Source organism: Paraburkholderia sp. PAMB 6770, from assembly GCF_057748135.1.
Map to the genome: position 1 here is coordinate 3717816 of NZ_CM173238.1, position 21157 is coordinate 3738972.

A 21157-nucleotide genomic window follows, 5' to 3' on the forward strand; every position below is an offset into this window, starting at 1 on the left:
AAAACATCATGAGCTTGCATGAGTCACTCGTCGTCGTCGACGGCACGCAGTATTCGAACTGGAACCGCCAGATTTTCGAGGAAATGCGCGACGGCGGCGTCGCCGCGGTCAACGCAACGATCGTCTACTGGGAGAACGCGCGCGAGACGCTGTCGCGCATCGCCGAATGGAACCGCCTTTACGAGCGGCACGCCGATCTGGTGATGCCTGCCCGCACGATGGACGACGTCCTCGAAGCAAAGCGCGCGGGCAAGGTCGCGATTCTCTATGGCCTGCAGAACTGTTCGCCGATCGAGGACGACATCGGTCTCGTCGAGGTCTTCCGCGATCTCGGCGTGCGCACGATGCAGCTCACCTACAACAACCAGAGCCTGCTCGCGACCGGCTGCTACGAGTCGTCCGATAGTGGCATCACGCGCTTCGGACGCGCGGCGATCGCGGAGATGAATCGCGTCGGGATGGTCGTCGACATGTCGCACAGCGCCGAGCATTCGACGCTCGAAGCGATCGCGCTGTCGACGCGGCCCGTCGTCATCAGCCATGCGAATCCGTCGTTCTTTCATGCGGCGAAGCGCAACAAGTCGGATGCGGTGCTGCGCGCCCTCGGCGAAAGCGGGGGACTGATCGGCTTCAGTCTCTATCCGTTTCATCTGAAGAACGGCAGCCGCTGCACGCCGGGCGAATTCACCGACATGGTGGCGCGCACGGTCGAGCTGGTCGGCATCGATCACGTGGGCATCGGCAGCGACCTGTGCCAGGCGCAGCCGTATGCGGTGCTCGAATGGATGCGCAACGGACGCTGGAGCAAGGAGACCGATTACGGCGAAGGCAGCGCTGCAAACGCAGCCTGGCCCGAACCGGTCGAGTGGTTCCGCTCGAACGCGGACTTCCCGAACCTCACCGCGGCACTCAGCCGTGCCGGCTTCACGGACACGGACGTCGCCAAGGTGATGGGCGGCAACTGGATGCGCATTCTGCGCGACGCGGAGCAGCGCCGCTAGTGCGGCAGGCCCGCGCGAGACTACTATCTATTCCTGGAGGAGACATGGAAATCCCGACCACCCCGGAGCTTGCGGCCAGACGCGGGCAGCCGGTCATTCGCAAGGGCCGCGTCGACTGGCCCATTTTTCTCGTGAGCGGCGGCTTTTTCGTGCTGTTTCTCGGGGCGGCGCTCGTCAACCTGTCATGGCTGTCGGCGCTCGTCGATACGGTGTTCGGCTGGGCCACGCGCGGCTTCGGTCTCTACTGGCAACTGCTGATGCTGGCCACGTTCGCGGTCAGCCTCGCAATCGCGTTTTCGAAGCTCGGCCGCGTGCGGCTCGGCGGACGCACGCACGCGCCGTCGAATTCCACGTTCAACTGGGTGGTCGTCATCATGTGCGCGCTGCTTGCCGGCGGCGGCGCGTTCTGGGCCGCCGCGGAGCCGCTGATGCATTTCATGAGTCCGCCGCCGTTTTTCGGCGTCGCGCCGCGAACCGAAGCTGCCGGCGTCGCGGCGCTCGCGCAGTCGTTCCTGCACTGGGGCTTTCTCGCGTGGGCGGTGCTCGGCAGCCTGCTCGCGATCGTGCTGATGCATCTGCACTTCGACAAGGGACTACCGCTCGCGCCGCGGACGCTGCTCTATCCGCTGTTCGGCGAACGGGCGCTGAACGGGCCTATTGCCGCGCTGGCGGATGCGACGTCGATCATCGCGGTGGCGGCCGGCACCATCGGCCCGATCGGTTTCCTGGGACTGCAGATTGCCTATGTGCTGCATTCGGTCTGGAACGTGCCCGATACCATCGCCACGCAGGCGCTCGTCATTCTCGCGGTCACCGCGATCTTCACCACGGCGTGCATCGCGGGCCTCGAAGGGCTGCGCTTCGTCTGCAAGATCCACGTGTGGCTGATGCTGGGTCTCGCCGCGTATCTGTACGTCTGCGGACCCACCGCCTTTCTGACGAGCGTGTTCTTCAAGGCCTTCGCGACGCACGTCGTCGATTTCGTGCAGCTGTCGATGTACCGCGGCAACCGCGCGTGGCTCAATGCGTGGACGCTGTTCTACTGGGGCTGGTTCATCGGTTACGCGCCGATCATGGCGATCTACGTGGCCAAGGTGTCGCGCGGCCGCACGATTCGCGAACTCGTGGTACTGCTTTCGATTGCCGCGCCGGTCATCACGATGCTGTGGTTCACGCTGGTGGGCGGCACGGGCATCGGCATCGAGCTGGCGTCGCCCGGCAAGGTGGTTTCGCATGGGACGCTGCCCGAAGCGCTGCTGCTGGGCGTCGCGCAGGCGATGCCGCTGCGCAATCTGATTTCGGCGCTGTTCCTGTTTTTGAGCTTCTTTTCGGTCGTGACGAATGCCGGCTCGATGGCGTACACGATCTCGATGGCGATCACCGGCGACCGCGGCGAACCGGGGCATTGGCTCAAGGTGTTCTGGGCGGTCGGCATGGGGCTCGTCGGCGCGGTGCTGATCACGATGGGCGCCGGCGGCGTGAGCGCGCTGCAGTCGTTCATCGTCATTACGGCGGTGCCGGTGTCGATCCTGATTCTGCCTTCGCTGTGGGACGCGGTACGGATTGCGCGCACGATGGCGGCCGAACAGGGAGTGCAGTGATGAACGCCGAAGCCATGCTCAACGACGCGGGCCCGGACACCGGCGCGCTGCCGCCGGACACCGCGCTTGCGATGCGCAGCGCCGACGTGACGAACCGCACCGAATGCCTCGGCGCAATGCACGGCACGCGACTGAGTTTTGCGCGCGCGCTGGTGAGGCGCATGGCGCGCGACAACTGGCGCATCCGCATCGCCCGGATGGCGCTCGACGACGACGGCTACGGCATGTGCGTCTATTCGATCGAAGCCTATGGCGAGCGCTATAGCCAGGTGATCTTTTCGCGGCATCTCGATGCGGCCGACCGCACCGACCGCGTGATCGCGCAGAAGTGGGACATGACGTCGGCGCTCGTCTGCGGCGTGCCGGAGGCGGCCGACCTCGACGCCCTGGCCGCGAATGTGCCGCTGCAGGAAGCGGGCCGGCTGCGCGCCAGCGATCTCGTGCTGTGCCGCGCGAACAAGAGCGTGCGCAACTTCGATCACGTCGTGAACTGTCTCGCCGAGGGGCGGCAGCCGGATTCCGCGGTCTTCGAGCGGGTCGGCTACCTGATTCGCACGACGGCGGTGTACGGCAACGGCAAGTTCGGGATCGCCGACTATCCGCGGCTCGTCGACGGCCGCGCGTTCCGTTCGGGCTTTTCCGCGCAGATTTGCGCGGTGTATGTGCTGCGCGACTTCAGCATCCGTCTCGTCGAGCATATCGCCGCGCGGCGTCATCCGCGCGCGGCAGTGAAGCTCGCGCGCAGTTATCGCCGCTACCTGGGTGTCGGCAACGCGACAGGCCTCGGCATGGCGCCGTTTCTCGTGCGCCATCCCGCGCTGCTCGATCAATGGATGCGCGGACGCGAGACCGCGCTGGCGCGCGTGCTGGCCGTCGAGCACGCCGATGCGCCGACGCTCGCCCGCGCGCGCAGCTTGCTCGCGCGCGCCGCGCGTCACATCGCGCAGGTTCATACCGATCATCCGCGCGAGGCGGCGCGCAACGCGCAGATCCTCGCCGAGTTGCCGCACATCGATCAGGCGCTGCAGCGCGAGGCGGGCGCACCGCATGCGTATCCGTGGCGCGCGTTGCTCGCGCGCGCGGAGACGCAGGTGTCGGGCGCGACGCAGGAGGTGCTCGCGGCGCTGCTGATCGAGCTTTATCCGGACCTTGTCGATTCGATCGATTGCGGCGCACCGGTCGACGACGCACTGCGTCTCGATCCCGACATGCGCGTCGGCGAACTGCGCCGGATCGTCGAGCGCGATTATCAGTGGGCGCTCGCACAGCCCGCCACGCGTCGCGACGACACGCATTTCTTCTGGTATCGCTCGGCCGAGAAAGAGGAACCGCGTCTTGGCGTGCGCGCGGAAGAGCCCGGTGCGGAACGCGAGATGCCGCTCGACATCGCTCGCCAGGTGTTGCGGCTGCACGAGACGCTCGGTGCGCAGGACGACGGCGAGGCGAGCGTGGCCGCTTTCGTGTGCGCGCATCCGGAACACCGGGCGATCGTGCGGCGCGTGCAGACCCTGGCGGGACGCATGTACGGCGAGATTCGGGAAAACCTGCTTGCGCGCGACACGCTGCCGATCGACCTCATGCGCGCGAAGCTCGCGATGTTCGGCGCAAGCAAGTTCGATCCGAAGTCGAACCTGTGGGTCCGCGTGACGCTGTTCCAGGGCGCGCCGATGCTCGACGACCTGACGGCGGACATGAGCGACGACTGGATTTTCCCGTGTGTACCCAACGGCAACGAGAAAGGGGCGTCACAAGCATGAAGATGGCGATGAACGAACTGGTGTCGCTGTGCCGCGCCGCGCTCGAAGGCAGCGGCTGGGCCCAGGGCGATTACGAGGATGCGGCCGATGCGGCGGTGTGGCTGCAGGCGAGCGGACTGCGCGGTGTCGATGCGCTGAGCGGGCTGCTGGGCGCCGCGCCGGGCGAGCCGTATGCGGTGCAGCGGCATGGCGGCGGCGACACCGTGTGGGGGCGCGCGCCGGGGCTCGTCGGCTGCCTGCTCGCCTTCGAGCTGGCGTGGGCGCAGGCGAGCCAGGACGGCGTCGGCATCGTGCGCGTGAACGACGCGCTGGCGCCGCGCCTCGCGCTTTATGGCCTGAAGATGATGAGCGCGCGCGGGCGGCGTATCGATCTCAGTTGGGATGACGCGGACGGCCGGCACTTCGCGACCACGTCGGGGCGCGACGCGTATCCGTCGTATCTCGGCTGCGATGCGGATGCGAAGCCGGCGCGCAGCGGCATCGTCGTGTACTGCCAGGCGGGCGACGCCGCGCCGTTGCGCTTCGACGTCGCGCCAGGTCTGCGCGACGCGGCCGATCCGGCGGAGCTCGAAGCGCGTTACGACGAGGCGCTGTGGCGCGGCCTCGACATCGACGACGCGCAGCGCGCGCGTCTCGGCGCATGGAAGAGCCGGGTGCTGGTCGAGGCGACGGCGGCCTCGCGTGAGCACGGCGCGGGCGGGCAGGACGACGGCTTCTGAGCGCGGCGCGCGCGGGGCGATACGGGTGGTTCCGGTCTCGCTGGCGGGCGGCTCGCCGGGACAGGCGAGGCCGCAATTGACTGAAATGGGATATCAAATACCCTTACCTCCACGCTTCGCTCCCGGCGCCCACCGGGATAATGGGCTGTCATCCGTCTTTCCGGGGGCGACCTCGCCGGCTCCCGAAACCAGGCAAACAGTCCATGAGCGCAAGTGCCCCTTTTGGCGTCGTCTCGCCGGTAACCGACGAACGCATTTTCGTCACGCAGCCTCACCTCGCGCCGCTCGAGGAGTTCATCCCGTACCTCCAGACGATCTGGAACAGCAAGGTGCTCACCAACGGCGGGCCGTTTCACCAGCAGTTGGAGAAGGCGCTATGCGAATACCTTGGCGTCGAGCACCTCGCGCTCTTTGCCAACGGTACGCTCGCGCTCGTCACGGCGCTACAGGCGCTGCGAATCACGGGTGAAGTCATCACGACGCCCTATTCGTTCGTTGCAACGGCTCACTCGCTGCTGTGGAACGGCATCAAGCCGGTATTCGTAGACGTCGATCCGTACACGCTCAATCTCGATCCCAACAAGATCGACGCGGCCATTACGCCGCAGACCACGGCCATCATGCCCGTGCATTGCTACGGACGTCCCTGCGATGTCGAGGCCATCCGCCAGATCGCGGACATCTACAACCTCAAGGTGATCTACGACGCGGCGCACGCTTTCGGCGTGCGCACGGAAGGCGGCAGCATCCTCCAGCACGGCGATCTGTCGGTGCTCAGCTTTCACGCGACGAAGGTGTTCAACACCTTCGAAGGCGGTGCGATCATTTGCCCCGATGCGAAGACGAAGCAACGCATCGACCACCTCAAGAATTTCGGCTACGTCAACGAAGTGACGGTGGTGGCGCCGGGCATCAACGGGAAGATGAGCGAGATCAATGCGGCGTTCGGCATGCTTCAGCTCAGGCATATCGACGACGCGATCGCGAGACGCGCGTACATCGACGCCCGCTATCGCGCGCTGCTGCGCGACGTAAAGGGTATCCGCTGTCTCGATGCGGTTCCTGGCGTGACCCCGAACCATGCCTATTTCCCGATCCTCGTCGAGGGCGCCTATCCGCTCTCGCGCGACGCGCTGTTCGACATGTTCCGCGCGCGCAACATTGTCGTGCGCCGCTACTTTTATCCGCTGATTTCCGACTTCCCGATGTATCGGGGATTGCCTTCGGCGACGCGCGACAACCTGCCGGTAGCGAACGACGCGGCGCTCAAGGTTCTGTGTTTGCCGATGTATCCTGCGCTGACCGATGCGCAGATCGAGCGCGTTGTCGGGATCATTGCCGATGCGAGCCTCACCTGATACGGTCCGCTCCACGTGACAGCGAGGGGTTCGGGCCGGTCACGGCGCGCTGAGCGTGGCGTGGGTGAGGAGGGTGGCGGCGACCGTCGCGGGCGCGTTCCACATCAGGACGTCGATGATCGAGAGTCCGGGTTCAAACTGGAAGGGCCGTACATCGTAGGCAGGAAGCTCGAACGACAGGAATTCCAGATTGATGCCCTTCGCGGTGAAGTCGTCGGGGTCGAACAGTGCACGACCGCCGACGGGATTGACGTAGCCGGTGGCCCCGAGCGCCGAGCAGATCGCGGGTGCCCAGGCGCCCGGCGGCATCTGGTCTGGAAGCGCCAGATCCAGCTCGGAGCAGATCCGGTAATCAAATCGCAGTCCCAGGTATTCGCAAACGGCACACAGCCCCCGTATATTCAGGTTGACGAGCGACGTCGCGTGATCGTCCGCCATCACGTCCTGCACGAGTGCTTCAACCGCCTTGTAATAAGGCGCCTTGTTCCGGTAGTGACTGAGCTTGCCGAGCACGGTGCGGCGCGTGGCGGCGGGATCGAGCACGCGGGCTTCTTTTGTCTTGATCGAAATCGACGAATTGGCGAGCGGCACGCTGATGTAGTTCCATCCCTCTTTGGGATGCAGAACGCGATTGCGGTTCATCCACGTCTTGGGCGTGTACTGGGTGACGTCGAACACGACCCACGCATCCGTGTTCGCGATCAGCGCAAAATGGCCGAGATACGGAAAGAAGTACGGCTGCATGATGGCCAGCTTCACCGCGAGTCTTCCTGTGATTGTGCGACACGGGCGGGGGCTGCGGCGATCAGCTCGCATATCGTGACGACGTCCGCCTCGCGCAGCGCGGTGCCGATCGGCAGCTCGGCCCATGTCCGGTCGATGCGGTCCGCCGCCGGCAGCGGCATTGCCCGGTTGCTCAAGGCCCGGGTGGATGCGCGGACTGCCTTGAGTTCGACATTGTCCGCCGCCAGCCAGTCGGTCAGCGCGTCGCGCGTGAGACCGTAGACCGCTTCATCGATTTCGACAACGAATGCCTGATGGTTGGCGGCGCCCGCGGGTTCCACGACGCGAATTCCCGCGATCGCTTTCAGGTAACGGCAATAAGTCGCCGCCAGGGCCGCGTTTCGGGCGCGGTGCGTCGCATACTCGTCGAGGCCGAGGAGCCCGAGCGCGGCTTGCGCTTCCGACATGCGTCCGTTCGAGGTCTTGACCACCGGCACCGGCCTGCCCGCACCATAGCTGCTGCGGATGTTGCGCAGACGCGCGGCCAGTTCGTCGTCATCGGTCGCGATACAGGCGGCGCCGGCGGCATAAAGCAGATCGGCGTCGCCGAATTCGAACACTTCCAGCGGCGCCCGGCTGGCGGGACGCGCATCCGGCGTCGCGCAGCCGAACGCCTGCAGCGAGTCGACGAGCACCGCTGCGCGATGTCGTCCCGCAACGCTTGCCAGCGCCGACGTGTCGCTGCGGCGACCCCACAGGTTGGCCGCCACGAGTGCGGCAAACGGCTGCGCGGATGCTTCGAGAACGGCACGAGCGTGATCGGCCGAGATGTGTCCGCCTGCCGGGTCGACGTCGCAGAACGCCGTCTCGATCCGGCACCACGCGAAGGCGTGCTCGACGCTGCGATGGCAAACGGCCGGAAGCAGGACACGGCCGCTCGCGCCGAGCGCCTCGTTTGCCATCATCACGCCAATGGTCGCGTTGGTCACGCATACGGCGTGCCGGACGCCGAGTGCCGCTTGCAGCCGCTCTTCGAACTGCTGTGCGAGGGGGCCCTGATTCGTGTAGTAGCGGCGCTCGAAAATGTCGCGCATCGCGGCTTCGTAACGGGCCCAGGCCGGCCGGTTGAACTGGCCCACACGGATCGGTTGGGAGAACGCGCGCGCGCGGGGCGGCGGAGTGTGCATGTCGTAGCCGGCGGTCAGCATGGGGTGGCCTCGCGGGTGTCGGCGCAGGCCTTGATTGCGTCGGCATGGGCGCGAACAAACGAGAGCAGGTCGACGACGGCTTCGATGTCCTCGATGCCGACGAAGTCGCCGCACGGCATCAGCACGAAGCGTTCCGCCAGCCGGTCCGTCGACGGCAGATGGGCCGGCACGTGCGGATAGGCCATCGGCTTGGCGTGGAGCGCGGGCGAATAGTAAGCGCGCGACAGGATACGCTCGGCGTTGAGCAGCCTGATCGTCAGGGCGCGCGACAGCGGCCAGTCGTCCGTCAGTTCCACGACGATGTTCTTGAAGCTGGTGCGATAGCCGGTGTCGAACTCAAGCAGGCGGATACCTGGCAGGCGCGGCAGCAGCGCCTGGTAGTGCAGGTATCGCGCCTTGTTCTTTTCGACCTGCACGTCGAGTTCGTCGAGGTTGGCTAACGCCATGGCGGCGTGAACGTCCGCGAGACGCGCGTCGATCGATCCCGGCTGCATCGTGTCGCCGTCGCGCAGGGTTGCGAGCGTGGCGGCGAGTTCTGGGTCGTTGGTGGTGACGTAGCCGCCCTCGAAGCCGTTCAGAAGCTTGCTGGCATGCAGTGAGAAGCACTCGGCGCGGCCGTGGCCGCCTACCCGGCCTGCTCCGGAGTCCTCATAAACAGACTCGACCGAATCGAACATCAGCGGAACGCCGTGTTCGTCGGCCAGTTCGACGAGTCCGCTGACGTCGCAGGTGTTGACGATCGGATGCACGCCGAGGAGGAGCGCCGTGTCGGCGCCGATGTGCTCGCGCGCCGTCGCTGCGCTGATGGCCAGTGAACCCGGATCGACCTCGCAGAAGCGCGGCATGAGTCCGGTCCACGCCACGACGTCGGCCATCCGGCGGTAGGTGAGCGACGGCATGACAACTTCGCGCGCCCCCGGCCGGGCGAGTGCAACCATCGTCGTTGCAAGCGCCCAGAATCCGCTGCAAAAGCCGATGCAGTGTGCCGTCGAGTGAAATTGCGCGAGTCGCTCCTCGAGTCGCCGGGTTACGCTGCCCGGTTCGCTCGTCGGCGTTGCATACGCTTCGCGGGAATAGGCGAGGAACCGCGAGAAGTCGGGTTGCACGAGGTTCGAGGTGGACTTCGGCACCGCGAACAGGGGCTCGGCGCCGAACAATGCGAGGTCGCGCGCGCTTCGCCAGATTCGGTTCATTGTCATGAGCGGGTGATCCTTCTCGACGGTCCTCGGCATTCGGCGCGCTTGCGCGCGGGACGACATCCTTTGCGCCGAGGCGAGTTCAAACGCGGGTATCGCGCCGGCGCAACAGCGCGTCGTAACGGTAATGGGCGGAAAAGAACCCTTGCGGCATGGTGGAAAATGTCGCGTCCCAGCCGGCCTCCGCCGCCATGGCTGCGAATTCCGCCTGGGTGCGCCAGATTCCGATCTGGGCCATGTGATCGTCGAGTTCTCCCGCTACCGGCGCACGCTTCGTGTAGAAAAGGTGCGCGCGGTCGCGGTCGGGCAGATTGCCGATGAAGACGGATTGCACGCGCGTGAAGCGCGCGTGCAGGAGAGCGAGGCTTGCTCGTGCGTCCACCTCGGAGAAGTCAGCGAAGCTGCCATAGCACAGCACTTTCGTGAATTGCTCGGGTCGCGGTTCGCTGCCCAGATAGCCGACGACATCGTTCACGATGAAGGTGCGCGCGGGCGGAGCGGCGAAGAACTCGTTGGCGATTTCGATCAGGTACGCGGCCCGGTCCACGCCGACGAGTGCCGCGCAGGCATCGGACAACCGTTGCGTGAGCGCCCCGTTGCCGCACGCGAGATCGAGCAGGACGTCGCCGGGCTGCGGCGCGAGTCCTCGCCTGATCGCATCCACGATCATGTCGATGTGCGACTCCGGCACCGGTTTGCCGTTGACGGTGCGCTTGATTTGCCCCCAGAAGTCGTCACGGGCGCAATGCTTCGCATGCTCGTCGTAATCGACGATGGCGGGATAAGACGGTGGCGCGTTTTCCATGGGCTTGTCGGGGGGAAGACATCTCACTGATTGAACGAGGGCGAAAATACGCTAACTGGCGAGGGCCGGCGCTTTCCCCTTGCCAAAGAGAAACAGGGGTTCTCTTCCATTGCATCCCCAGACATCGGGGTCGATGTCGGACAGCAAGGTCGTGTGCGGATACAGGTCGCCGTCGAGGCCCGCTGCCCGAAAGTGCTCAAGAATGTCGGCGCCGAATAGCCGGACATGGTCGTTCTGGCCGAAGTAAAGCGTGGCGAACTGCTGCGAAGGCGCCACGTTGAGTTCAAACGTCTGACGCAGGATGGGCGAGTACGGTGTCTGGGCCACGAGGTGGCCGCCGGGCGCAAGGCAGCGGCTCAGCTCGGCGAGCGCGGCTTGCGGACGGCTCACATGTTCCAGCACGTGATTGCAGATGATCAGGTCGAAATGGCCGTCCGGAAAATTCATGCGTTCGACGTTGATCTGCCGGTGATCGGGCCGCGTAGGCATGAGGTCGCCGGCGACGTATTCGAGCGGCGCGCGCGCGCGGATTTTCGGTTCGATTCCGGGTTCGGGCGCAATGTGCAGCACGCGCTGTTTCGGCAGATCCGCGAGCAGGGCAGTTCGTCCCAGATACAGCCAGAGATGTCGCTCGCGATCGTTCGAATGGCAATGCGGGCAGAGATAGTTTTGCAGCGTCGATCCCACGGCACCCATCTGACGCATGAAGTTGCGATTGGCGTCGCCGGCGAGCGGATGGGGCAGCCATCGATCGACGGGCTTCTCGCAGACCGCGCACTGTCGTGTTGCGCGTGCGCTGCCGCTGCGGTGCAGCGCGATGCGTGACGTCACGGCGCGCCGCGCTTCGGCCAGATCGTGCTGGTACCCGGGCGAGTCGAACAGTTCGCGGGGATCGCGCGCGACGAGTTCGTCGAGGCTCGCGGCAAAGCGTGCGATCTCGGGCAATGCGCTGCTCCACGGCGCATACATCTGCATCAGACGATAGCGGACGTCTTCGAGCGCCGCGGCGTCAAGGTGGCCGGCCGCGGCCTCCCCGCGCGCGAGCAGTTCCCATTCGTAGAGTCCGGCGCTGTAGTGCGGCCCCGCCTGGCTGGAGCCTTGATCGCCATGTTGCCGGAACGCGCTGAGATAGCCGCCGACCACCACGATCGGGCCGATCGCCGTGGCGTTGAGATAGGTGGCGGCATCGCCGAGAAAATTCAACCGGAGCGAGCGGTAATGAAAGAGCTGCTCGAAATCGAACAACTCGCGGCGGAACATGACGTTGGTGAGTTCACCGACGAAGTTGTGCAGGTTCCGGACCATATGCTGAACGAGGAACGTCCGGTCGAGACGCGCCGTATGCCCTGAGTCGAGGAGTCGCTTCGGCGTGGAGATGACCTTGTCGTTCTCGTCGATCAGTACGCGTTCGTGAAACGCCATCGCCGCGTCGGGATTGTCCCGCAGCGCTGCGACAAGGGTTTCAACGGAGGTCGGCATCAGCAGATCGTCGTCGAAGAGCCATTTGATATAGGGGCCCTGCGCCCGCTTCCACAGCGCCTGAAAGTTCAGCGCGCCCTTCTGGAAGCCGTGGTGGAAGTACTGAACGCGGGGATCCGATATCGCGCGAACGATGTCCGCCAGCGATCCGTCCGCCGTGTCGTCGCCGACAAGAATCTCGACGTCTTCGAAAGTCTGGTGCAGCGCACTCCCGATGGCCTTGGCCAGGTATTGAGGCTTATAGGCGGGAATAAGAATGCTGACGGTTGCCATTGAGACGAATTCTCCAGTGTTCGGACGCTGCAGCGCGCTTCGACCGGGACCATGCGGCGGTCTTCTGGCCGGCTGACCCAGGCGGATGCCGCCATCCCGGTGCATGACGTGTTCGGCTGTCCTGTTGACCGTCGTCGAGAATCGCTTGCCGGGCGCGGTCGATTTTCAGCATGCGCGCACTGAGTATCGCCGAAGCAGGGCGTTCATCAAGCCGGAAACAACGGCCACAACCCGTTCCAAATTGGCCAATCGCGTTCGCGCGAAGGGCGACAAGGCCGTGCGCGCAGAGACCGTGCACGGCGCTGCCACGCTGCCACGCCGCCGCGCTTACGCGCTGGCCCGCGGGACGGAGCCCTCCTGGATCAGCCCGCTTATGCCCTGCCGCAGCTTCAGAAAGGCCGCAAGATATTCCGGCAAGCCCGTCCCCTTTGCGGCGAGCTTCAGCGCGTCCATCGCGACCAGTTCGGCGCCGAACGGCACGAGGCGGTCGTTGGCGATCGGCAGCGCCATCGAGTTGTAGTTTCTGACTTTCCAGCCGGGCTGCGTGGCCAGCATCAGCGATGCCACGCGTTCGATCAGAAAGATCTTGGCGGGCGCGCCGCCGCCGAGGTACGCGACGCTCGCGTTCAGATGCTGGGCGAGCGGCGTGTCGCCGGCCTCCGCCGCGCGGAAGATCACTTCGCAGCGGTTCAGCCATTCCTGCCAGAACGCGGGCTTCGCGATCAGGAAATTGCAGTAGACGGTTTGCGCGGAACTCATCAGCAACGTGCTGATGTCGATACCCGGCGCGATCAGCCGCAGCGTGCCTTCGAGCGCCGGCGCAATGCCCGGATGACAGGCGCTCGCATGCTCGAACACGTTCATGAAGTACGCGGCCTGATCGAAGTACGGCGAGAACGTCACGACGTCGACGTCGTCCGGCGTCGCGGCGAGGAACGCGTTGACCTGGGCGGAGCTCAGACGCGTCTTCACCGCGAATTTCGGCGACAGAAAACCGTAGCGGGTGTTGCGATCCAGCGTGCGGTTGTCGAAGAAGCGGCGAATCGCGCCATACTCGAACCAGTCGGGCCGCTGCCCGGTATTGTCGAGCGCGATGAAGCCGGGATCCAGTGCACGCCGGCTCTCGTCGGAGTAGAAGATCTGATAGGTGTAGTTCTGCACGTGAGAATTCCGGTTGCGCCTGGTGAGTGCGTGGTGAGTGCGTGGTCTGTGTTTCGTCTGTGCCCGGTCAGCGCCGGGTCACTGCCCGGCAACGTCGAACGACTGCGGCGGCTGTCCCGCGCACCAGCGGCGCCACATCACGCGCAACGCGGCGCTCATGCCTTCGGCGATGCTTTGCGGGCGGAACATCGGCGATTGCTGGCAGCGCTCGCGCAGGCCGGCGCGCAGCGCCGCGAGCGCGGGCACGTCGGCGGCCGCGGCGGCGGCGCGGGCGACATAGTCGTCCTTGCCGGCCGCGATGAACGCGTCGAGGCCCACGTGCGCCATCGCCGTCAGGCCGCTGCGTCCGGGCACCGTATGCGCGGGCAGCGTGACGGTCGGCACGCCCATCCACAGCGAATGCAGCACGGTGGTGAGTCCGGAGAACGGAAAGCTGTCGAGACAGATGTCCACATGATGATGCTGCTGCAGATAGACGGCCACGCTCGACCGCGCGCGGAACGCGAGCCGTTCGCGCGCGATGCCTTCCTCGGCGAACCAGTCGACCAGTTCGCCGACTCCGCCGTCGCGCGGCATCGCGCCGATCAGCAGGCGCGAATCGGGCACCGCATGCAGCACGCGCGCCCACAGCGCGATCACGTCGCGGCGCAGCTTGTCGAGCCGGTTGAAGCTGCCGAACGTGACGTAGCCGTTGTGCAGCGCCGGCAGCATGTTCAGCGGCGGACACAGCTTGTCCGCCTCGAACGGCGCGACCGCCGGCAGATAGACGATCTGCTCGGTGAACTGGTCATGGAACGATTCGGGCACCCAGTAGCGGTCGGCGAAGAAATAGTCCACCGCGTCGAGGCCGGTCGTGCCCGGGTAGCCGATCCACGAGGCCTGGAGCGGCGCCGGTTTGCGCGCCATCGTGCGCAGCCGGTTTTCGGCGGTGTGGCCGGCCAGATCGATCAGGATGTCGATGCGGTCGTCGACGATCCGCTGCGCGACCGCGTCGTGCGACATGCCGACGATGTGATGCCAGTGCGCGAACAGCGCCTTCAGGCGATCGGTGGTCTCGTCGTGAATCGCGGTATTCGAGTACGCGTGCAGCGAGAGCGCACTATCCTGCGCGAGATGCGCGAGCACCGGCTCGAAGAAGTTCGCCACCGCATGCCGGCAGAAATCGCCGGAAATGAATCCGACGCGCAGACGGCGTTCCGGGTCGCGGCTGTTTTGATGGGTCGGCCATTGCGACCGGAACGGCGCTTCGAATTGCCCAGCAAAGCGCCGATGCTCGGCGAACAGCTCGCGCGGCGTGACGTTTTCGCTGTGCGTGAGACAGAACGCGAGATTGCTGTAGCCGAGATCGTTGTCCGGGTCGACCGCGATCGACTGGCGAAACACGTCGGCGGCTTCCGCGAGCCGGCCCATCTTCATCAGCGTGACGCCGAGCGGGTTGCAGGTCATCCCCGACGGTTCGCCCAGTTCGAGCGCCTTGCGGCAGTACGTTTCGGCTTCGTCGAAGCGGCCCACCGACGACAGGATGATGCCCATCAGACGATGCGCCTCGGCATAGTCCGGCCGCAGCTGCAGCAGCCGCTGCCCGAGCCCGGCCGCCTGTTCGTGCCGCCCCTTCGACGTCAGGATGCCGGTGGCGACCTGCAGTGTGTCGGTGTCGTCCGCGAAGCGTTCGAGCGCGGCGAGCGCGTGTTCGAGCGCCTCGTCGTATTGACCGAGCTTGTGCAGCGAGACGGCCAGCACCTTCCAGCCGAAGCTGTGTGCCGGGAAGCGCTGCGCGAATGTGCGCGCGCTCGCGAGCGCGTCGTGCACCCGGCCGCTGTTGTACGCGCGTCCGAGCACCGCGAGCTGCTCCTGGGTGGGCGCCGCTTGCGAGCCGGCCGGCGGGCGCGGCGCCGCCGCGGGCACAGCGGGCACAGCGGGCACAGCGGCCACGGGCGCAGCGGCCTGCGCGGGGGCGGCGGGCGGGTCGACGGCTTGCGCGGAGCCGGCCGGTTGGCCAGCCGGCGAGGCGGAGCGCGCGACCTTGTGGGTCGTCTCGGTCGACAGCCGGGTCATCAGGCCGATGAGCTTGTCGATCGCGGGGCCGGCCAGTCCGCGCTGCTGCGCCATGTCGAGCGCGAGCCACGCGGCTTTGAGGCGGTCCGCCTGCACCAGGCCGTCGATATAGTTCGCCCAGTACTGCAACTGGTTCGGATTCGCGCCGATCGCGCGTTCCAGATACGGCAGCGACGCCTCCGGCTGGCACAGCCGGATCGCGATCACGCCGAGCCGGTGATTGGCGTCCGGATAGTCCGGATACACCGCCAGCACGGCCTGATACAGCGAGCCGGCGAGCGCGTGCTCGCCGCGGCTGTCCGCCGCGAGCCCGTCGCGCATTGCGCGCGCGGCGTCGAGGTGACGCCGCAGCTCGGCGTCGTCCGGCAGCAGCAGCGCGGCCTGTTCGAGCGGCGCGAGCGCGGCGGCAAGCTCGCCGCGCAGCAACTGCGCGAACGCGAGCGTTTTCCAGCCGAGCGCGTGGCGCGGGAAGATCCCCACAGCCTGGCGCGCCAGCGCTTCCGCCTGGTCGTGCAGGCCGCGCGCCGTCAGCGTTTCGAGGGTGAGCGCGAATTCGCCCGCGAGCGTGTCGAGCTCGCCCGGCGACAGGGCGGCAGGCTCGGATGCAGGCGACTGCACATCCGCTTCGATGGTCATAGGTGTCCCTGGTTGCCCGGACCGGGCGCGAGGCCGGGCGTCATAAGCCGTGCGCAGGCTGGATCTGGACGCACTGTTCTGCGACTAGTCTAGCGGCGCCCGTCATGGGCGATTGGCGGAGTAACGGGCGGAATTGCCCGTATTTCGGGGCCAAGGGGTGGGGGACGGCGATGCGGACCCGGCCGGCGCGCGGGCAAAAAAAACCCGCCTGAGGCGGGTTCGAGCTGAACGAGCACGCCCTCGATGCGGCGTGTTGGTTGTTATCCGGTGCGGCGGCGCGCGCGCTGCCGCTAGCGGTACAGCGCGACGCGCGTGTACTGCTGGGCCGCGCGCGCGCGGCTCATCGCCTCGTTGTATTCGTTCGTCAGGCCTTCCTCGAACTGGCGGGCTTCGCTCACGATCGTGCCGTTCATGGCCTGGATGCGGCGGATCAGCGCGAGCGACGCGGCGTCCTGGTCGGCGGTGATCGCGTGCACGAGCGGCGAGCGCTCCTCGGCCAGACGCGCGGCGCGCTGCCAGTCGGCGAGCTGGCCGGCGTCGCTGATCGCCTGCGTGAGGGCGAGCACGCGCTCGACCAGCTGCGCCTGCTCCGCCTTCGTCTGCGCTGCGTTCATCGCGGGTCTCCCGATCAGGACGAGCTCTTGTTGAGCGTGCCCGAGTTGTTAGTGCCGCCGAACAGCGCGGTCAGGTACTGCGTGTCGTTGTTGGTGCTCGCCATCAGCGAGTTCAGCGCGGTGAACTCGTTGTTGTACTGCGTCGTCAGTTGCTGCGTATACGCGGTGAGCGCATTGGACTGCGTGGTCACGTTCTGCAGGTCGGTCGAGAGCGCCGAGGTGCGCTGGTCGATGATGCCGTCCGCCTGCGTGAACGTCGTGATGCTCGAATTCAGTTGCTGGCCGATGCCGTTGGTCAGGTTGAACAGCGACGAAACCGTGCTCGGGCTGTTCTGCAGCGCGGTGTTGAGCGTCGTCGAGTCGACCGACAGCGTGCCGTTCGAATTCAGCGAAACGCCGATCGACGACAGCGACGCGGTGACGCCCGAGGACGTGACGCTGCCGCTCACGATGCCGCCGAGTTCCTGCTGGATGATGTTGATCATCGAATCGCCGAGCAGCGGGCCGCCCTGCGAGCCGGCGGAGGCGCTCGAATTGAACGACGTCAGCGTGCTGATCGTGCTCACGACCGTGTTGTAGTCGCTCACGAAGTTTTCGATGTCGGTGGCCTGCTGCGTCGTGTCCGAGGCCACCGTCAGCGTCTGCGGCGACTTGCCGGTGCTGTCCACCGCGGCCGACGTGAGATTCAGCGTCACGCCGTTCAGTGCGCTCGTCACCGTATTGGTGGCGCTCGTCGCGGCCGTTCCGTTGATCGTGAAGAGCGCATCGAGCGCGGCCGAGCTTTGCGTCCAGCTGCTGCCCGCGTTGAGCGTGGAGGTGCTGCCCGACGTGCTGTCGTCCGCGGCCGTGGTCGTCACCGCGAGGCTGTCGAGCGCGCTGCCCGCAGTCGAGTTCGAGACGCTCACGTTGATCGTGTTGGCGGCGCCCGTCGCCGTCGAGCTGAGCACCAGGTGCTGGCCGTCGCTGCCGTTGACGATGGTCGCCGAGATGCCGGGGTTGCTGTTCGACGTATTGATCGCGGAGGCGATCGAGGTCAGGCTGTCGTTCGAATCGGTGACGTCGAGGCTCATCGACTTGCCGCCGACCGAGAGCGTGAGCGTGCCGGTGCCGAGACCCGCGGCCTCGGTGGTCGTGAAGGCGGAAGACGTGATGCTCTGCGCGGACGCGATCTGCGAGACGTCGACCGAATAGGTGCCCGCGACCGCGCCGGAGCCGGCGGTCGCGGTAATGCCGCTGCCGCTCGCGGTCGCGGTGAACGACGTCAGCAGCGAGCCGCCGTAGAGCGGCGCGAGACCGACCTGCAACGCGGAAAGCGCCGCGGAGAGCTGGCCGATCGCGGAAATCTGGGTGTTGTCGTTGGTCGCCTCGGCAGTGAGCGCGGCGGTCTGCCCCGCGGTCTTCGCGCTGACGAGCGCGGACACGAGGCTCGACACGTCCAGCGAGCTGTTGCCTGTCGAGCCGGCGATGATGGACTGGGCCGCTTCCTGCAGCGCGGACTGGGCAGCGGCCTGGACGGCCGCAACCGAGGTGGCGCTCGACGAGGCCGTACTGCTCGAAGTGGACGTACCGGATATCGACGACATGAATGGCTCCTGCCTGCTGGCGACTACGGGACGGGGTGTACGCGAAGTCCCCGGTCCGGACGTGATTGCGGGAGGACGAGCCTCCCGGTGAAACGCCTGCGCGGGTGGGCTGCAATTGTGACGTTGCAACCCACCCGCGTTTTACTGCGTGAACTCGCTTACTGGAGCAGCTTCAGCACTTGCTGCGGCTGCGAGTTGGCTTGCGCCAGCACCGAGATACCGGCTTGCTGCAGCACTTGCGCCTTGCTGAGGTTCGCCGTTTCCTGCGCGAAGTCCGCGTCGGTGATCTGCGATTGTGCGCTCGACAGGTCGGTGGACTCGGCCTGCTGCGACGTCGCGATACCGGTCAGGCGGTTTTGCGCGGCACCGAGCGTCGCCTGGATGTTGTTGATCGTCGCGAGTGCGTTGTCGACCGTTTCCATCGCGAGGTTCGCACCGGCGGTCGTGCTGACGTCAATGTTGGCAACCGACGACGGCTGGTTGTTGTAGTTGATCAGGTTCAGCGTGGTGGCGCCCGACGCCGCGCTCGCCGTGCTGACGCCCGATGCGCCGATCGTGCTGGTCGGGGTCGTGCCGAACGACAGCGTGCTGGTGCCCGCCGACGCGCCGAACAGGCCGTTCGCCGCGCTGCTGGAGAGCTGGTTGCCGTTCTGGTCGACGAACTGGAAGCCGCCGCTGCCGTTCGATTCGACGGTGACCGACGTAATCGTGTTCGCGGTGCCCGACGATGCGTTCAGGCCCGTGGCCGGGTTGAGGTTAACACCGGAGATCACGCCCAGCACCGTGCCCGACGAAGCGGCCGAGCCGAAGCTGCCTTCGGCCGAGTTGATCGACGCGAGCTGGTTCGCGAGCGTCAGACCGCCGCCCGAGTTGACCGAGATGCCGTCGATGCCGCTGCTCGTCGCGGTGACCGTCAGGACGTTGGCTGCAACCGAGCTCGAAATGACCTGGTTGTTCTGGTCGGTGAACGTGAAGCCGCCCGTGCCGTTCGCCAGCACGTTGATTTCGGTGATCGCGCCCGTGCCGCCCGACGAGTTGGCCGCGCCGCTCGACGTCAGGTCGAGACCGGTAATCGTGCCGAGCGTGTTGCCTGCCTGGGCCGGGCCGCTGCCGAGGGAGGCCGCCGACACGCCCTGGCTCAGGTTGATCGTGATCGTCTGGCCGACGTTCGCGCCGACCTGGACCGAGACCGAACCGGCGGTGCCGTTCAGCAGGTTGATGCCGTTGTACGTCGTTTGCGACGCGAGACGGTTCACTTCAGCGACCTGCTGCGCGACTTCCTGTTGCAGCGCGGCCTGGTTGCTCGCCGACAGCGAACCACCCGCGGCTTCGTTCGCGAGCGAGCGGATCGTCTGCAGGCTCTGCGTGATCTGGCTCAGACCCGTGCTGGCGGTTTGCACCATCGACACGCCGTCGTTCGCGTTCGACACGCCCTGGTTCAGGCCGTTGATGGCGGTTTGAAGGGTCGTCGAAATGGCGAGACCAGCTGCATCGTCTGCCGCGCTGTTGATGCGCTTGCCCGACGAGAGGCGGGTGATGGCTTGCGAAAGTGCATCGCCCGAGCTGTTCAGGTTTTCCTGCGCGGTCAGCGACGGAATATTGCTATTGATGCTAAGCATGTAAATCTCCCAAGAGGCGATTGGCCTATAAAGACACTGCCACGTTGAATTGGGCGGAAGCACTCGTTCATTGCTGGCCGCCTCTGAGCAGGTTTTCGGCGGCAGTCAACAAAACTTTAGGGACTTATTGCGGCGCTGCCCGCGGGATGGGCACCGCGAGCGGCGCCCGCCCGCTTGCCTGCACGGCCGCTGGGCGAGGCGTATGCTTCATGACTCTTCTTGTGCACGTGGGAGCGGTCATGCAAAAACGCCGGGTGGGACAGTCTTCGTTGACGGTGGCGCCGCTGATGTTCGGCGGCAACGTATTCGGCTGGACCGCCGACGAGGCGACCTCGTTTTCGTTGCTCGACGCGCTCGTCGACGCGGGGCTGGACTTCATCGACACCGCCGATGTCTACTCGGCGTGGGTGCCGGGCAATCACGGCGGCGAGTCGGAGACGATCATCGGCAAGTGGCTGCGCCGCAGCGGCAAGCGCGAGCAGGTCGTGCTCGCGACGAAGGTCGCCAAGCACCCGCAGCGCCGCGGGCTGTCGGCGGGCAACATCCAGGCGGCGCTGGAAGACTCGCTGCGGCGCCTGCAGACCGATTACGTGGACGTCTACTTCTCGCACGAGGACGACGCGGATACGCCGCTTGCCGAGACGCTCGGCGCCTATCAGCGGCTGATCGAGGCCGGCAAGGTGCGGGTGATCGGCGCATCGAATTACAGCGCCGCGCGCATCGGCGAGGCGCTCGCCGTGGCGCGCGAGCACAGCTTGCCTGCCTACCAGCTGATCCAGCCGGAATACAACCTGTACGACCGCGAACGCTATGAAACCGATCTCGAACCGCTGGTGCGCGACGCGCAACTGGGCTCGGTCGTCTACTACGCGCTCGCGAGCGGCTTTCTCTCCGGCAAATACCGCACGCGGGCGGATCTCGCGAAGTACGCGCGCGGCAGCCGCGTCGAACGGTATCTGACCCCCAAAGGCCTGCGAATTCTCGACGCGCTCGACAGCGTCGCCCATCAGCACGGCTGCGTGCCGGCGACAGTGGCGCTCGCGTGGCTGATCGCCCGCCCGGGCGTGACGGCGCCGATCGCCAGCGCGACCTCGGTCGAGCAATTGCGGAGTCTCGCGGCGGCGGTCCACCTGCCGCTCGGCGACGCCGACCTGCGCCTGCTGGACGACGCAAGTGCCTGGCGCAACGGCTAAAAAGATGGTAGGTTGATGGGTTTGCTGATATCATTGAGAGTGAATTGAGATCTTTGCTTGTGCGGTGCAGTGCGCGGTGTGGGTATCGCGCGCGCCGGGCCGGCAACAGACGCGGCGTTTGCGATGTGCGTCTGCCCGCGTTCAGCGGTGAACTTCCCACTCTCTTTTCCGGCCTC

Annotated in this window: 16 protein-coding genes; 6 read left to right on the plus strand and 10 right to left on the minus strand. The window is 66.2% G+C overall.

Translation table 11 applies throughout. The features are described from left to right. Window positions 1-8 precede the first annotated feature (8 nt). The 5 genes from AC3AP7_RS16860 to AC3AP7_RS16880 all read left to right on the plus strand — a co-directional run bounded on the left by AC3AP7_RS16860 (window position 9) and on the right by AC3AP7_RS16880 (window position 6436). On the plus strand, window positions 9-1001 hold the full coding sequence (locus tag AC3AP7_RS16860) for a dipeptidase (protein ID WP_475767183.1): 993 nt from the start codon (window positions 9-11) through the stop codon (window positions 999-1001). 44 nt (window positions 1002-1045) lie between these two features. Then, window positions 1046-2602, plus strand: coding sequence for a BCCT family transporter (locus AC3AP7_RS16865; RefSeq protein ID WP_475767181.1), 1557 nt, complete (start codon window positions 1046-1048; stop codon window positions 2600-2602). Then, on the plus strand, window positions 2602-4359 hold the full coding sequence (locus tag AC3AP7_RS16870; protein WP_475767179.1) for a hypothetical protein: 1758 nt from the start codon (window positions 2602-2604) through the stop codon (window positions 4357-4359). The genes AC3AP7_RS16865 and AC3AP7_RS16870 overlap by 1 nt, the downstream gene beginning before the upstream one ends. Window positions 4360-4367: 8 nt before the next feature. Beyond that, window positions 4368-5078 (plus strand): DUF3726 domain-containing protein, encoded by a 711-nt coding sequence (locus AC3AP7_RS16875; protein WP_487362655.1) that lies wholly within the window; start codon window positions 4368-4370, stop codon window positions 5076-5078. A 203-nt stretch (window positions 5079-5281) separates the two neighbouring features. After that, complete coding sequence (locus AC3AP7_RS16880; RefSeq protein WP_475767174.1) at window positions 5282-6436, plus strand: DegT/DnrJ/EryC1/StrS family aminotransferase; 1155 nt, start codon at window positions 5282-5284, stop codon at window positions 6434-6436. A 39-nt stretch (window positions 6437-6475) separates the two neighbouring features. Here AC3AP7_RS16880 and AC3AP7_RS16885 read toward each other — a convergent pair whose 3' ends face one another. The 10 genes from AC3AP7_RS16885 to AC3AP7_RS16930 all read right to left on the minus strand — a co-directional run bounded on the left by AC3AP7_RS16885 (window position 6476) and on the right by AC3AP7_RS16930 (window position 19788). Continuing rightward, the gene (locus AC3AP7_RS16885; protein WP_475767172.1) at window positions 6476-7195 is read right to left on the minus strand and encodes a WbqC family protein; all 720 of its coding nucleotides are present in this window, start codon (window positions 7193-7195) and stop codon (window positions 6476-6478) included. Beyond that, window positions 7192-8367, minus strand: coding sequence for a DegT/DnrJ/EryC1/StrS family aminotransferase (locus AC3AP7_RS16890; RefSeq protein ID WP_475767170.1), 1176 nt, complete (start codon window positions 8365-8367; stop codon window positions 7192-7194). The genes AC3AP7_RS16885 and AC3AP7_RS16890 overlap by 4 nt, the downstream gene beginning before the upstream one ends. Next, entirely contained in the window at window positions 8361-9566 is a 1206-nt protein-coding gene (locus tag AC3AP7_RS16895; RefSeq protein ID WP_487362656.1) for an aminotransferase class I/II-fold pyridoxal phosphate-dependent enzyme, read from the minus strand. Before AC3AP7_RS16895 ends, AC3AP7_RS16890 begins: the two co-directional genes overlap by 7 nt. Before the next feature lie 79 nt (window positions 9567-9645). Then, window positions 9646-10368, minus strand: coding sequence for a class I SAM-dependent methyltransferase (locus AC3AP7_RS16900; protein WP_475767164.1), 723 nt, complete (start codon window positions 10366-10368; stop codon window positions 9646-9648). A 51-nt stretch (window positions 10369-10419) separates the two neighbouring features. Next, window positions 10420-12120 (minus strand): glycosyltransferase, encoded by a 1701-nt coding sequence (locus AC3AP7_RS16905; protein ID WP_475767161.1) that lies wholly within the window; start codon window positions 12118-12120, stop codon window positions 10420-10422. A 327-nt stretch (window positions 12121-12447) separates the two neighbouring features. Next, on the minus strand, window positions 12448-13281 hold the full coding sequence (locus AC3AP7_RS16910; RefSeq protein ID WP_475767158.1) for a hypothetical protein: 834 nt from the start codon (window positions 13279-13281) through the stop codon (window positions 12448-12450). A gap of 78 nt (window positions 13282-13359) precedes the next feature. Continuing rightward, window positions 13360-15972: an O-linked N-acetylglucosamine transferase, SPINDLY family protein gene (locus AC3AP7_RS16915; RefSeq protein WP_475767156.1), complete on the minus strand. Its 2613-nt coding sequence runs from the start codon at window positions 15970-15972 to the stop codon at window positions 13360-13362. 290 nt (window positions 15973-16262) lie between these two features. After that, window positions 16263-16586, minus strand: coding sequence for a flagellar protein FliT (fliT, locus tag AC3AP7_RS16920; protein ID WP_475767153.1), 324 nt, complete (start codon window positions 16584-16586; stop codon window positions 16263-16265). Window positions 16587-16600: 14 nt separating this feature from the next. Next, window positions 16601-18169 (minus strand): flagellar filament capping protein FliD, encoded by a 1569-nt coding sequence (gene fliD / locus AC3AP7_RS16925; RefSeq protein ID WP_475767151.1) that lies wholly within the window; start codon window positions 18167-18169, stop codon window positions 16601-16603. A 158-nt stretch (window positions 18170-18327) separates the two neighbouring features. Beyond that, window positions 18328-19788 (minus strand): flagellin N-terminal helical domain-containing protein, encoded by a 1461-nt coding sequence (locus AC3AP7_RS16930; protein ID WP_475767149.1) that lies wholly within the window; start codon window positions 19786-19788, stop codon window positions 18328-18330. A gap of 239 nt (window positions 19789-20027) precedes the next feature. On the opposite strand from AC3AP7_RS16930, the gene AC3AP7_RS16935 reads away from it, so the two are divergent. After that, window positions 20028-20981, plus strand: a complete 954-nt coding sequence (locus tag AC3AP7_RS16935) for an aldo/keto reductase (RefSeq protein WP_475767147.1) — start codon at window positions 20028-20030, stop codon at window positions 20979-20981. The last annotated feature ends 176 nt before the right edge of the window (window positions 20982-21157 follow it).

What these genes read in the sequence shown, in the direction of transcription:
- AC3AP7_RS16860 (WP_475767183.1), top strand. Translation starts at nt 9, where the DNA reads ATGAGCTTGCATGAGTCACTCGTCGTCGTCGACGGCACGCAGTATTCG.
- AC3AP7_RS16865 (WP_475767181.1), top strand. Translation starts at nt 1,046, where the DNA reads ATGGAAATCCCGACCACCCCGGAGCTTGCGGCCAGACGCGGGCAGCCG.
- AC3AP7_RS16870 (WP_475767179.1), top strand. Translation starts at nt 2,602, where the DNA reads ATGAACGCCGAAGCCATGCTCAACGACGCGGGCCCGGACACCGGCGCG.
- AC3AP7_RS16875 (WP_487362655.1), top strand. Translation starts at nt 4,368, where the DNA reads ATGAACGAACTGGTGTCGCTGTGCCGCGCCGCGCTCGAAGGCAGCGGC.
- AC3AP7_RS16880 (WP_475767174.1), top strand. Translation starts at nt 5,282, where the DNA reads ATGAGCGCAAGTGCCCCTTTTGGCGTCGTCTCGCCGGTAACCGACGAA.
- AC3AP7_RS16890 (WP_475767170.1), bottom strand. Translation starts at nt 8,367, where the DNA reads ATGCTGACCGCCGGCTACGACATGCACACTCCGCCGCCCCGCGCGCGC.
- AC3AP7_RS16895 (WP_487362656.1), bottom strand. Translation starts at nt 9,566, where the DNA reads ATGACAATGAACCGAATCTGGCGAAGCGCGCGCGACCTCGCATTGTTC.
- AC3AP7_RS16900 (WP_475767164.1), bottom strand. Translation starts at nt 10,368, where the DNA reads ATGGAAAACGCGCCACCGTCTTATCCCGCCATCGTCGATTACGACGAG.
- AC3AP7_RS16905 (WP_475767161.1), bottom strand. Translation starts at nt 12,120, where the DNA reads ATGGCAACCGTCAGCATTCTTATTCCCGCCTATAAGCCTCAATACCTG.
- AC3AP7_RS16915 (WP_475767156.1), bottom strand. Translation starts at nt 15,972, where the DNA reads ATGACCATCGAAGCGGATGTGCAGTCGCCTGCATCCGAGCCTGCCGCC.
- fliT (WP_475767153.1), bottom strand. Translation starts at nt 16,586, where the DNA reads ATGAACGCAGCGCAGACGAAGGCGGAGCAGGCGCAGCTGGTCGAGCGC.
- fliD (WP_475767151.1), bottom strand. Translation starts at nt 18,169, where the DNA reads ATGTCGTCGATATCCGGTACGTCCACTTCGAGCAGTACGGCCTCGTCG.
- AC3AP7_RS16930 (WP_475767149.1), bottom strand. Translation starts at nt 19,788, where the DNA reads ATGCTTAGCATCAATAGCAATATTCCGTCGCTGACCGCGCAGGAAAAC.
- AC3AP7_RS16935 (WP_475767147.1), top strand. Translation starts at nt 20,028, where the DNA reads ATGCAAAAACGCCGGGTGGGACAGTCTTCGTTGACGGTGGCGCCGCTG.